The sequence below is a fragment of the Streptococcus sp. E24BD genome, from assembly GCF_041807825.1.
Taxonomy (GTDB): Bacteria; Bacillota; Bacilli; order Lactobacillales; family Streptococcaceae; genus Streptococcus; species Streptococcus entericus.
Window position 1 is genome coordinate 24,003 of sequence record NZ_JBGTZB010000021.1, and the last position, 13,226, is coordinate 37,228.

At 45.9% G+C, this 13,226-nt stretch carries 10 protein-coding genes; 8 read left to right on the plus strand and 2 right to left on the minus strand.

Annotated features, from left to right (window positions below):
- Window positions 1-20 precede the first annotated feature (20 nt).
- The 7 genes from tnpA to trpX all read left to right on the plus strand — a co-directional run bounded on the left by tnpA (window position 21) and on the right by trpX (window position 11,175).
- Window positions 21-485 carry an IS200/IS605 family transposase gene (tnpA, locus tag ACERC5_RS06480; protein ID WP_373660457.1) on the plus strand — a complete coding sequence of 155 codons (465 nt, stop codon included), beginning with the start codon at window positions 21-23 and terminating at the stop codon, window positions 483-485.
- A 243-nt stretch (window positions 486-728) separates the two neighbouring features.
- On the plus strand, window positions 729-6,446 hold the full coding sequence (locus tag ACERC5_RS06485) for a glycoside hydrolase N-terminal domain-containing protein (RefSeq protein ID WP_373660458.1): 5,718 nt from the start codon (window positions 729-731) through the stop codon (window positions 6,444-6,446).
- Between the two features lie 123 nt (window positions 6,447-6,569).
- The gene (gene truA, locus ACERC5_RS06490; RefSeq protein ID WP_373658362.1) at window positions 6,570-7,346 is read left to right on the plus strand and encodes a tRNA pseudouridine(38-40) synthase TruA; all 777 of its coding nucleotides are present in this window, start codon (window positions 6,570-6,572) and stop codon (window positions 7,344-7,346) included.
- Window positions 7,309-8,073, plus strand: a complete 765-nt coding sequence (locus tag ACERC5_RS06495; protein WP_373658363.1) for a bifunctional hydroxymethylpyrimidine kinase/phosphomethylpyrimidine kinase — start codon at window positions 7,309-7,311, stop codon at window positions 8,071-8,073. The genes truA and ACERC5_RS06495 overlap by 38 nt, the downstream gene beginning before the upstream one ends.
- Complete coding sequence (locus tag ACERC5_RS06500) at window positions 8,060-8,524, plus strand: ECF transporter S component (protein ID WP_373658364.1); 465 nt, start codon at window positions 8,060-8,062, stop codon at window positions 8,522-8,524. Before ACERC5_RS06495 ends, ACERC5_RS06500 begins: the two co-directional genes overlap by 14 nt.
- Window positions 8,525-8,987: 463 nt before the next feature.
- Complete coding sequence (gene trpB / locus ACERC5_RS06505) at window positions 8,988-10,166, plus strand: tryptophan synthase subunit beta (protein ID WP_373658365.1); 1,179 nt, start codon at window positions 8,988-8,990, stop codon at window positions 10,164-10,166.
- Window positions 10,167-10,179: 13 nt separating this feature from the next.
- Window positions 10,180-11,175 (plus strand): tryptophan ABC transporter substrate-binding protein, encoded by a 996-nt coding sequence (gene trpX / locus ACERC5_RS06510; protein ID WP_373658366.1) that lies wholly within the window; start codon window positions 10,180-10,182, stop codon window positions 11,173-11,175.
- Here trpX and ACERC5_RS06515 read toward each other — a convergent pair.
- Entirely contained in the window at window positions 11,168-11,626 is a 459-nt protein-coding gene (locus ACERC5_RS06515; RefSeq protein ID WP_373660459.1) for a prepilin peptidase, read from the minus strand. The two genes, trpX and ACERC5_RS06515, sit on opposite strands and share 8 nt — an antisense overlap.
- Before the next feature lie 112 nt (window positions 11,627-11,738).
- Between ACERC5_RS06515 and ACERC5_RS06520 the strand changes: the two genes are divergently transcribed.
- Complete coding sequence (locus ACERC5_RS06520) at window positions 11,739-12,266, plus strand: DNA starvation/stationary phase protection protein (protein ID WP_373658368.1); 528 nt, start codon at window positions 11,739-11,741, stop codon at window positions 12,264-12,266.
- 273 nt (window positions 12,267-12,539) lie between these two features.
- Here ACERC5_RS06520 and ACERC5_RS06525 read toward each other — a convergent pair whose 3' ends face one another.
- Complete coding sequence (locus ACERC5_RS06525) at window positions 12,540-13,064, minus strand: TetR/AcrR family transcriptional regulator (protein WP_373658369.1); 525 nt, start codon at window positions 13,062-13,064, stop codon at window positions 12,540-12,542.
- Window positions 13,065-13,226: the final 162 nt, after the last annotated feature.

Sequence of the window (13,226 nt, forward strand, 5' to 3'; positions counted from 1 at the left end):
TAGAGCGAAAGGAGAAAAATATGGCTCAAAAAGCACATAGTTTATCACACACAAAGTGGAATTGTAAATATCACATTGTGTTCACCCCTAAGTATAGACGAAAAGTCATCTATAATCAATATCGAAGCAGTTTAGGAGAGATATTCCGCCGTTTATGTAGCTATAAAGGTGTTGAAATTATAGAAGGACATTTAATGCCAGATCATGTTCACATGCTAGTTAGTATTCCACCAAGAATCAGCGTTTCCAGTTTCATGGGCTATTTAAAAGGCAAGAGTGCTCTTATGATGTTTGATAAACACGCCAATTTGAAATATAAATTTGGGAATCGCCATTTTTGGGCAGAGGGTTATTATGTAAGCACAGTAGGACTTAATGAAGCCACCATAAAGAAATATATTCAAGAACAGGAAAAGCATGATATATCACTTGATAAACTGAGTGTGAAAGAATACGAAGATCCCTTTAGGGATAATGGCAAGTAATACCAACACCTCTTTGAGAGGTTTGTGACGAGTCAAGAGCAGTGAGGCTTGAACAACGTGAAAGAAAGCAGCATAGGCGCTGGCTGGTGATGTGGGCTTATAGCCCCTGTTCAAACCACCCGTTAGACGGGTGGTTATGATTTATTGTAGAAATTTAGTAAAAGAATTCAAAAAATGCTTGCAAAAAACCATAAAACAGGTTATTATATAAATAAAAAGAAAACGATTTCAAGGAGGCTTTTTGTGAGACAACATCTTTTTTCAAAAAAGAGTCATTTTAGTATCCGAAAACTGGGTATAGGTGTTTGTTCAGTTATCATTGGGACAAGTTTATTTGGTCAAATGACAGTGCAAGCCGATGAATCTGGTTCTGTGACTACTGACCCCGTTCCTGCTGGCAGAGCTGATGCATCACATTCTGCTGAAGCTGAAAGTAGGAGCGAAGCGCCAGCTATTGACCTTGACAATAAAGAAGAGCCGGCTACTGAGTCGGTACAGGTGCAACCTGAGGTCGTCGATTCAAATCCTTACACGCTCCATTATGAGCGGCCTGCAGCGACGACTTATCAAGGATGGGAGAGCGAGGCTTTGCCGATTGGTAATGGCGAAATGGGTGCTAAGATTTTCGGACTTGTTGGGGCGGAGAAAATCCAGTTTAATGAGAAAACCTTGTGGTCTGGAGGTCCGACTCCTGATGATGCGACCTATAACGGTGGAAATTTAGCCAATAAACATGAGTACCTGCCGCAAATTCGAGAGGCGTTAGAAAAAGGTGATTTGACGACGGCCAAGCGGTTGGCAGAAACCCATCTCAAAGGTCCCTACGATGAGCAGTACGGGCGCTATTTGGCGTTTGGTGATGTCTTTATCGATTTTACCAATCAAGAAAAAACATTGGATAGTGTGACCGACTACCACCGTGATTTGGACATCAAGACAGCGATTAGTCGTACCAGCTATAAGCAGGCAGACACAACCTTTAGTCGTGAACATTTTTCGAGTTTTCCTGATGACGTTACAGTGACTCATCTCACCAAAGAGGGAGAGAAATCTCTGGATTTTGAGGTGTCAATGCGTTTAACGACAGATTGGTTGAAAAATCAAACGACTTACGACGAAAACAAACGGTCTTCCTATAAGACTGGAGAGGTAACCTATAGCGATGAGGGGATTCTCTTGTCTGGAGAAGTGACCAACAACAAAATGAGGTTTGCATCGTTTCTGAGTGTTGATACGGACGGTGAATTAACGCGTCATGAAGATAAATTATCAGTTCGTGGGGCTAGCTACGCCACCTTGCTGCTGACGGCAAAAACAGATTTTGCACAAAATCCTAAGACCAATTATCGTAGACCAGATGCCAATGTTGTCAGTGAGGTCAAGGCAATTGTTGCCAAAGCCAAGCAAAAAACCTATGAGCAGCTGAAGGAAACGCATGTAGCTGATTACAAAACCTTGTTCGACCGTGTTAAACTGAATTTGACAGACAAAGAGATGACAGCGTCAACAGACCGTCTGTTGCGCGATTACAGACCAGAGACTGGGCAAGAGCTAGAGGAATTATTCTTCCAGTATGGTCGTTATCTGATGATTACGTCATCGCGCGATCGCCTCAATGCCTTGCCTGCCAACCTGCAAGGGGTCTGGAATGCGGTGGATAATCCGCCTTGGAACTCTGACTATCACCTCAATGTGAACCTCCAGATGAATTACTGGCCGGTTTATAGCACCAATATAGCAGAGACCGCTTTGCCATTGATCAACTATATTGATGATATGCGTTACTATGGTCGTATTGCTGCGAAGGAATATGGTGGTATCGAGTCCCGAGATGGGGAGGAAAATGGCTGGTTAGCCCATACTCAAGCAACGCCGTTTGGTTGGACAACACCGGGATGGAACTACTACTGGGGCTGGTCACCGGCATCAAATGCGTGGATTATGCAGAATGTTTATGATTACTATAAATTCACGCAGGATAAAGACTATCTGGAACGGAAAATCTATCCAATGCTCAAAGAGACTGCCAAGTTCTGGAATAGTTTTCTTCACTATGATCAGGCTAGCGATCGTTATGTGTCATCGCCATCTTATTCACCTGAGCACGGTAGCATTTCTATCGGCAATACCTTTGACCAATCACTGATTTGGCAACTCTTCCATGATTACATGGAGGCCGCTGAGATTTTAGGTAAGGATGCCGAATTTGTCAAGGAGATTAAAGTCAAATTTGATAAGCTGAAACCTCTTCATATCAATAATGCTGGCCGTATCAAAGAATGGTACGAGGAAGACACGCCTGCCTTTACAGGAGAGGGGGTTCAGGCCAATCACCGTCATGTGTCAGAGCTTGTTGGTTTGTTCCCAGGTACCCTGTTTAGCAAGGACCAACCAGACTATCTTGAGGCTGCAAAAGCAACTCTGAACGCGCGTGGTGACGGAGGAACGGGCTGGTCGAAAGCCAATAAGATTAACCTCTGGGCGCGTTTGTTAGATGGTAACCGTGCGCATCGCTTACTGGCAGAGCAATTGCGTGGCTCAACCCTTACTAACCTATGGGACACTCATACGCCATTCCAAATTGATGGCAATTTTGGTGCGACATCAGGTATTACGGAAATGCTGTTGCAATCTCACACAGGCTATATTGCCCCATTAGCAGCTCTTCCAGATGCTTGGAAAACAGGACAAGTTTCAGGTTTAGTGGCGCGTGGCAATGTTGAGGTAGCCATGGCCTGGCAGGAGAAAAACCTGACCCACTTGACCTTACAAGCAAAATCAGGGGGTAAACTTCAGATTGATTACCCACGTATCGAAACGGCCACAGTGACCATCAATGGTCTGCCAGCAAGTTTCCGACGTGTTCAGGCGGATCGCATTGAAATCGAGACAACAGCAGGTGATGTGGTGTTTATCCGTGATGTTTTGGGACGTATCACTGACTTGCGGGCGGAGAGAACTGGTGAAGGTCAGGCTGAGTTGACTTTTTCACCTATTGATAAGGCTACCTACTATCGTATTGAACGTGTGGCAAGAGATGAAGCGGGTCGGGTAGCTGATACAAAAACATTTACTACGGTTGATCCGACTTATCGTGATACAAGAGTTTTGCCAAGCCATCATTATGCTTATCGTGTACAAGCTGTCTTATCGGATACCTTGAGCACAGCTTGGTCTGATCCAGCCAATATCGCCGATGTCAAACTTATTTTGGATGACCGAGACAGCAGTATACGCTACGGGGCCATTTTTGGCAACTGGGCGGACAATAGCCTTTACGGCGGTACGGAAAAATTTGGTGATTTGACAGGTCGTCAGGTGTCAGAGGCTGACCGAACAGTCATCGTCCCATTTGTTGGCACTGGTATCCAAGTCTATGGGTTGAAACACAGTGGACTTGGTAAGGCTCTGGTCTACGTTGATAACGAAGCTCGTGGAGAGCTGGATTTCTATGGAACGAGCGGTGTTCAAAAGGGTGTTCTTATTGGGCAAATTGACGGTCTAACAGATGGTGCGCATGAGTTGAAACTGGTCATTGATAACAGACCTGCTACACGTACAAATGAGCGGAATAAGATTTCTCTAGACTATTTCCGTGTGTTGACGGAGAATTCCGGAAGTTCTGAAGTCTTAGACGATAGAGATCCGAGAGTTACTTACGGTTCTGCCTTTGGTAACTGGTCTGATAATGTTCTTTATGGTGGCACGGAGAAATACGCTGACATCACGGGTAGCCAACGTTCAGAAGCAGACCGTACTGCTACTCTGACCTTTACAGGCACAGGAATTCAGATTTTTGGGCTGAAATCAACGGCCCTTGGGAAAGCGACGGTGACCATAGATGGTCAAGCTGTTGCGCCTCTGCTATTTAACAAAGCGTCTGGCGACACCGAAAAAAGTGTGCTAATCGGCGAGTACAGAAACTTATCAGACGGCGAGCATACGATAGCACTAACAGTTGCACCAGAATCAATCAACAACAGTCGTCATAAGATTTCCTTAGATAAATTTGTCATCTTGAAGTCGCCGCTGGAGCAATCTTACCCAGCCACTTTAGAAGATATCGGTGCTCAAGCGACTTATTTTGATGTGACATTGCCTACTGGAGAGTGGACGACTGTTGAGGTTTTATTGCCAGAGCAAGCAGAACCAATACGGATTCAACAAACAGCTGATGGTATTGTAGTGAGCGGAACAAGTCGTCTTGAACATGAAGCAACGGGTATTGTTCGGCTAACGTTACCACCACAACAAGTAGCAGGTCTTGTTCGGGTGGTGACTTATCAGACTGATGAAGCAAGCGGGACAGCAGTGGCTCTCTTAGCCCGTTCGGTCATGGTAGAACATGCACCGATTGATGGCGGTAGCCAGGATGAGTCAAATTCTGGCAATCCGTCAGGCGAAACAGGTCAAAATCCAGGCACACCAGGTGATTCAGCTGATTCAAACACCACCCCAGGTGGTGATCAGGCTAATGGTGATAGCCAAGACAGCTCAGATTCTGACGACCAGTCCGATGATTCAAGTTCCGGGCAAGGTGGGGATACTGGTGCAGACCAAGAAGGTAAGACCAACTCAGACCATGATGATTCAGACTCTGGCAATCCGTCAGGCGAAACAGGTCAAAATCCAGGCACCCCAGGTGATTCAGCTGATACCAATACAACCCCAGGTGGTGACCAAGATAATGATGGTAGCCAAGATGGCTCAAATACTGACGACCAGTCCGATGATGCAAGTTCTGACCAAGGTGGCGATACTGGCGCCGACCAAGGCAGTTCAGATTCTAATAGTCAGCCAGGTGATGTAGATACTGACGAAGGTGGTAACACCGATACCAATGAAGGTGACACTTCAGGTACTGACCAAGGCGAACACACCGGTGCAGACCAAGGCGGTTCAGCTGATTCAAACACAACCCCAGATGGTGACCAGGCTAATGATGACAGCCAAGGCGACAACGCCGGTACCAACGAAGACAGTAGCACCGATACCAACGCAGGTGATGCTGCGGACGCTGACCAAGGTCGTTCAGATTCAGGCAATCCATCAGATAATACAGGTCAAGATTCAGGCACACCAGGTGATTCAGCTGATACCAACCCAACTTCAGGTGATGACCAGGATAATGGTGGTAACCAAGGCAGCTCAGATTCAGATGACCAGTCCGATGATGAGAGTTTCGACCAAAATGGCAACGTAGGTACCGATGAAGGTGTTAATGCAGGTGCTGACGAAGGTGGCGGTACCGACGCAGGTGGTAGCGCTGATACTAATCAAGGTGACAACACAACCAAACCTGACACCACACAACCACCGCGTCAAATTACTGACGTCAACCCTCAAACTGACTCAGGTATCATCGCAGAGGTTCAATCAGCGGATGCCAAGGTGGCAGGCTTGAGAGTGGTCTTCCACAAAGAAACTGACAACCCTGAAACGCCAGCTATCCTCAAAGGNGACAACCCTGAAACGCCAGCTATCCTCAAAGGTACCGACTACGATCTCTTTGATATCGAGCTGGTCGACAAGGATGGTAATGTCACCAAGTCAACTGCTCCGGTTGACGTTTACCTGCCGATTGATGACGGCAAAGATGTCGCTCAAGTGGTTTACCTACCAAATAGTGACCAGAGCCAAAGCCTGTCATTCACAACAGTGACTCGTGATGGCAAGCGCTATGCCAAATTCACCGCAGAGCACTTCAGTGAGTATGGTATTATTTATAAGACACCATCAGCTACTGCTCCGCAAGCTCCTCACCAAGGTGGAGACGCTCCGATCCATGGCAACATAAGCCGACCAGCTACAGCTCCTGTAGGTTCAGCACCAGCCTCAGCGATAGCAGGTAAGAATGTACTCCCTGCAACAGGAGATGCCCACACAGCTCTAGCCGCTATCGGCGCAACAGCCCTCCTATCAGCCTTAGGCTTAGCCGGACTGAGAAGACGAGCTAGATAAGTTAATAAAAACTAGATTGGTCATGAGCCAGTCTAGTTTTTTATTCAGATGTTTAAGCAGCTTTTCTTAAGAAATCTTATTCCGACGTTGAAAATCATGGTCAGCCATGCTATAATGTTACCCATGACACGATACAAGGTAACCATTGCTTATGATGGAACGCATTTTTCGGGGTTTCAACGCCAGCCACAAGCGAGAAGTGTTCAAGAGGAACTAGAGAAGACCTTGACCAAGCTCAACAGTGGTCAACCCGTGACTGTCCATGGGGCTGGTCGGACGGATGCGGGTGTCCACGCTTACGGTCAGGTCATCCATTTTGACCTGCCTGAGGCACGGGAGGTAGAAAAGCTTCGCTTTGCGCTGGACACCCAGTCTCCTGAGGATATCGCCGTGGTCAGGGTTGAGCAGGTGGCGGACGACTTTCACTGCCGCTATGCCAAGCATCATAAGACCTATGAGTTTTTGGTCGATGTTGGTCGCCCCAAGAATCCTATGTTGAGACATTTGACAACAGCCTATCCTTATCCAGTCGAGCTAGCTCCTATGCAGGAAGCCATCAAGGATTTAATCGGCACCCATGATTTTACTGGTTTTACCGCTAGTGGAACCAGTGTGGCTAATAAGGTCAGAACCATCACGGCAGCTAGCGTGACCTATGATGCAACTAAGCACCTCTATACCTTTACCTTTACTGGTAACGGCTTCCTCTACAAGCAGGTCCGTAACATGGTTGGTACACTGCTTAAGATCGGGAACGGTCGCTTTCCTATTAGCCAGATAAAGACCGTTCTCGATAGCAAAAATCGCCAGTTGGCTGGTCCGACAGCTGGTCCTGGTGGTCTCTACTTAAAGGAGATTTCTTATGACGACGACGTACATTCTCGCCCTCTCGGGCAATGACATCTTTAGTGGGGGCGGTCTCTATGCTGACTTGACTACCTACACGGTTCATGGCTACCACGGTTTTGTGGCGGTGACCTGCCTGACCGCCCTGACGGATGAAGGTTTTGAGGTTTTTGCGACTGACGAGCAGGTCTTTGCTCATCAACTCAAGAGCCTGTCCACTGTTCCTTTTTCGGCCATAAAACTAGGGCTTTTGCCAAATGTGTCCATCGCTGAGCAGGCACTTGAGTTTGTCAAAGCTCATCAAGATATTCCAGTGGTGCTAGATCCGGTGCTGGTTTGCAAGGAAACGCACGATGTTGAGGTCTCTGCTCTGCGGGATGAACTGCTAAAGTTTTTCCCCTATGTCACCATCATCACCCCAAATCTGGTAGAAGCTGAGCTATTGACCCGAAAATCGATCAAGAACCTAGAAGACATGCAGGAGGCCGCTAAGACGCTTCACGCTTTGGGGGCGAAATATGTGGTGATCAAAGGAGGCAATCGCTTGAGCCAAGCGTTCGCTAGCGATGTCTTTTATGATGGTGACACCTTGACAGTGCTTGAGAGCCCTGTGCTTGAGAGCAATAATATCGGTGCGGGCTGTACCTTTGCGTCTAGTATCGCTAGTCAACTGGTGGCTGGCCAGTCACCCTTAGAGGCGGTTCGTGCCGCCAAGGCCTTTGTCCATAAGGCTATTCAACAATCTGATGATTACGGAGTGATTCAATATGACAAAAACTAAGATCAAAACTTTGACCCTGCTTGCCATTATCACTGCCTTGACCCTTGTCTTAGGTAAAGTCTTTCAGTTCAGCATGGCACTGGGGTTCTTCACTCTTCTTGATGTGGGGATTTACTTTGCAGCCTTTTATTTGGGCAAGAAAGAAGGGGCAGCTGTCGGTGCTCTGGCTGGTTTTCTGATTGACCTCCTCTCAGGCTATCCCCAGTACATGCTGGTCAGCCTGATTGCACACGGGGCACAAGGCTATCTGGCTGGATGGACAGGCAAGAAACGCCTACTTGGTCTGATTTTATCCGTCCTTGTGATGGTCGCTACTTATTTTATCGCTGAAACGGTGATGACCAATGTGGGAACGGCGCTGACAACAGTTGTTAGCAACAGCCTACAAAGTTTAGTTGGCATGGCACTTGGCTATGCTTTAGTGCAACTGATGAAACGTGTTGGAAATTAAACCATCGTGACACTCTCTCCTGCCCTCTTTTATTATGCTGATTTGGCTGTATGACAGACCAAATAAAAAAATAATATTTGCTATTGACAGCCTTTTCAAAGTATGATAAACTAATTATCAATCAGAAGAAGTACTCTCTATCACTACTTTCAGGGAGCTGACGGTTATTGCGAGTCAGTAGTAGGCAGGGATGAAATGGGCTGAGGTTTTATTAGAATTCTAAACAATGTGAATTCGGTGTGCACCCCTTACCGTGCAACTCCTTGTTAGAGGAGATTGAGATGATGACGCCATAGCTTTTTTGCTATACAAAAGTCTTCAACTGAGGTGGCACCGTGTTAAAGCTGATTTAACGCCCTCACGCAATAGATTTGCGTGGGGGCTTTTGCGTTGTTGGAAAAAACTAAGATTTGACTAAAAAGGTACCGTTTGGTTAAATCGATGACAAAAGGAGAGAAAAAAGATGACAACAGGTTACTTTGGACAATTTGGCGGCTCTTTTGTACCAGAGCCTATTCAGGTTTTATTGGATGAGTTAGAACAGGTTTTTAACCGTTATAAAAATGATCCAGATTTTTTAGCAGAATATCAGAGCTACCTAAAAGATTATTCAGGACGTGAGACCCCGCTTTATTATGCGGACAGTTTAACGACACATTTTGGTGGTGCAAAAATTTATTTGAAGCGTGAAGATTTAAATCACCTAGGTTCTCATAAATTAAATAATGTGCTTGGGCAACTATTGCTGGCCAAGCGGATGGGTAAAACACGTGTGATTGCAGAAACAGGAGCTGGTCAGCACGGTGTAGCCACTGCAGCGGCAGCGGCAAAATTTGGCATGGCTTGCGATATCTACATGGGAGCAGAGGATGTCCGTCGGCAACGTCTTAATGTGTTTCGGATGGAGATGATGGGGGCGACAGTACATGCTGTGGAAACTGGAACACAGACGCTGAAAGATGCGGTTGATGCCGCTTTTGGTGCATGGATGGCTGACCTTGATGCCTTCTATGTCCTAGGATCAGCAGTAGGTCCTCACCCTTATCCAAGTATTGTACATGAGTTTCAAAAAGTCATTTCTCTTGAATCACGCCAGCAATTTCTTGAAAAAGAGGCGCGTTTACCAGACTACGTTTTTGCTTGTGTTGGGGGTGGTTCAAATGCCATCGGTGCCTTTTCTGCCTACTTGTCAGATCAAACGGTACAACTTGTTGGAGTAGAAGCGGCAGGTCGCGGCTTAGATACCTCAGATCACGCTGCAACAATGACTAAAGGTCGTGTAGGAATTGTTGACGGTATGAAGACAATCTCGTTGTTTGAAGAAGACGGTTCAGTCTCGCCTGTTTACTCTATTTCAGCAGGCTTAGATTATCCAGGTGTTGGACCAGAACATGCTTACCTAAAGGAAATTGGTCGTGTATCTTATGAATCAGCAACCGACGATGAAGCGGTAAAGGCTCTCTTACTTTTATCTCGAACAGAAGGGATTTTACCTGCTATTGAGAGCTCCCATGCTCTAGCTGGCGCATTTCGTTTGGCACCAACACTCAGCTCAGAGCACACCATTCTTGTCAATCTATCTGGTCGTGGAGATAAGGATGTTGCCGCCATCGCAGACTACCTCAATAATTCATCACTATAAAAAGGAGATAATCATGAAAAACAAACGCTTAGCATTTATTTTTGGAGGGCTTTTGGCTCTTGTTGTTCTAGCCGTGGGCAGTCAGTTGCTCCGCCCGTCGTCTGAGAAGCATCAAACAGACAAGGTCAAGGTAGGGGTCTTGCAATTTGTCACCCATGAAGCATTGGATGACATTTACCGTGGCATCAAGGCTGGCCTAAAAGAGTCTGGTTACACAGAAGGTAGTAACTTGCAAATTGACTTTCTTAACAGTGAAGCTGACCAGAGCAAGGTTCAAACCATGAGTCAGACCCTAGTCAATAATAAAAATCAGGTGTTAATCGGTATTGCTACACCCGCTGCACAAGGCTTGGCATCAGCGACTAAGGATATTCCAATTGTGATGGGAGCTGTGACAGACCCAGTTGGAGCAAAGTTGGTGAAGGATTTGACTGCACCAGATGGCAATATCACGGGTGTGTCTGATAAAACACCAATCGCTGACCAGTTGGAATTGATGGCAACCTTGACACCGGGGGTCAAAACGGTGGGTGTCCTTTATTCTAGCAGCGAGGATAACTCTAAGTCTCAGGTTGAAGAATTTAAGACATTAGCTCAAGCCAAGGGTTATGATGTTATCGAATATGCTGTAGCTTCAAGCAATGACATCACCTCCATGACCCATGTGATGATAGAGAAAGTGGATGCGATTTTCCTTCCGCTTGACAATACTGTTGCCAGTGCTTTCACAACAGTTGTCCAAGCGGCCAAGGAAGCGAAAACACCGATTTATACCAGTGTTGACACGATGGTGGCTGAAGGCGGTCTTGCCTCTGTCTTCATCAACCAGTATGAGCTCGGTGTAGCGACAGGGAAAATGGCAGCCAAACTCTTACAAGGAGAGCAGGTTGCTCAGTTGCCTGTCGAGGTATTCGACCAGGGCACACCGATTATCAATGAAACGGTTGCCACGGAGCTTGGCATAACAATACCAGAACAGCTCAAAAAAGAAGCTCAACTCATCAAATAAGTTGATTTAATTGCAGCAAGATAAACTGTCCCAGTAGTAGAAAAGGGACAAAGGCAATGGGCTGCTTACCCTGTTTCGATGCCCAAACGGCCATTATCCCCATCAAAGATGCCAATTGGATAATCCAGAGAATATCACTGGTCGACAGGACAAGTGCTAGGGTACTGAGGTAGAAAAAATCACCGGAGCCAATCTTGATATCTTTGATTTCTGCTAAAATAGCCAAGCAAAACAGGATGAGACTGGTTGTATTCACTCCAGTAAAGGGCAGGATGACAGCAGTGCCTGCTAGCCAGATCCATAGTGGGTAGGACTGATTAGTTAGATCGTATAGAGCCAAAATAGCTCCCCAAAGCAATAAATAACCTTCAGCATAGGACACTTGCCCAGTTGCCAGTTGAATAAGCAGGAGTAAGCCGATGACTATAAAAAAGATATGATTTACTTTCATATCTTTTTATTCGTTTTTTGACAGGATAAATTCTTGACAACTAACTTTAAAAGCGTATAATAGTTAATGTAATCAATAATGATTATAAATAAGGAGGAGAAGGAGAACGATTATGACAATTTTATCGGTTAAAGAATTGGCGGAGCGTGTTGAGCAACTCAGTCAAACAGAATCAGGAAGACGTCCTAAAACAAAAGCCGTTTTGAATCAAGCGGTTGCTGACTTGGTAGTTGCCCGAACAATCATTCACCAAATTCACTGGTACATGAGAGGAAGAGGCTTTTTGCATTTACATCCGTTCATGGATACTTTAATTGACGCGATCAGTGAGCACTTAGATGAACTGAGCGAGCGTTTGATTACATTAGGTGGCTTTCCTTATTCGACCTTGGGAGAATTCTTAGATGTGACAACTCTTGTTGAGGTCAAAGGAGACTATGACCGTTCTGTCCAAGATCATATAGAGCGTTTGATTGCTGTTTATAGTCAATTAGCAAATCTTTTTCAAGTTGGCTTGGACGTCACTGACGAAGAGGGCGATGACCCTTCAAACGGTCTCTTTGCAGATGCTCAAGGTGAGGTTGAAAAAAACATCTGGCAACTACAAGCAGAGCTAGGTCAGGCACCTGGACTGTACTAATGACATTAAAGGGCTAGGGAAACATAGGTGTTCCCCAGCCTCTTTTATATATCCCCAAAAGTTAAGGTAAAGTGAGAGACAACGTCCGCGCCAGTTAACCGCCCTGTTAAGTTGTCAAACATAGCGTAAAAGGTAGCGTCTATCTTTTTGTAAACTTGCAAATTAGGTGATTGAATTGGGGCAACTGACATAACAAAAGACGTAGCTGTTGAGACAGTCGATGACATTTTGTAGTAACTGAAGGTTAAGTTAAATCAGCAAAGTCAGTGTTTTTTATTCAAAGAGTCGGTTAAGTTGCTCTGCCATGTCCTCAGGCGACTGGGGATTTTTCTCACCTAACCAATCACAAATCACCCGTGTGATGCCTGCTGCCACAAAGCGATTGCGGTAGTAGGTTTGCTGGTCAGGCTCTTCAAAGGCTATAGGCTGGTAGCGATAGGCTTCTAACTCGCGGAGCCCTTCTGCCAAGAGCAACTGATAAAAGCGGAAATCCGCCGCTATAAACTGAAAAAGCCCTAACAGTCCTGCTTGCCTATTCTCCTGAAACTTGGCGACATTGGTACTAGCCAATTGGGCAAAGCGCTCCTTGAGCATGACCCGCAGGACATTTTCTTTGCTACTGTAGTTACGGTAAAAGGAATTTCTTGCCACTCCAGCCCGCTCGACCAATTCGGTGATGGCAATTTTCTTGAGCGATTTCTGCTCCAAGAGAAGCAACAGAGCTGTCTCGATGGCTTCCTTGGTCAGCTGGTGGTTTTCCTGGTTGGAGCGGTGGAGGTAGTCTAGCGTCTTGGTCACGATGGCACATCTCCTTTGATTTGTCTTATCCGAAAGGCTGAATCGGTTACACTAAACTAGACAGAATTTATAAAGTGTTCTACACTAAAGAAAACAGGAGAACTCTATGTCTAGAAAAATCCGTCGTCAATTTAGTGATGACTTTAAGCAACAAATTGTTGA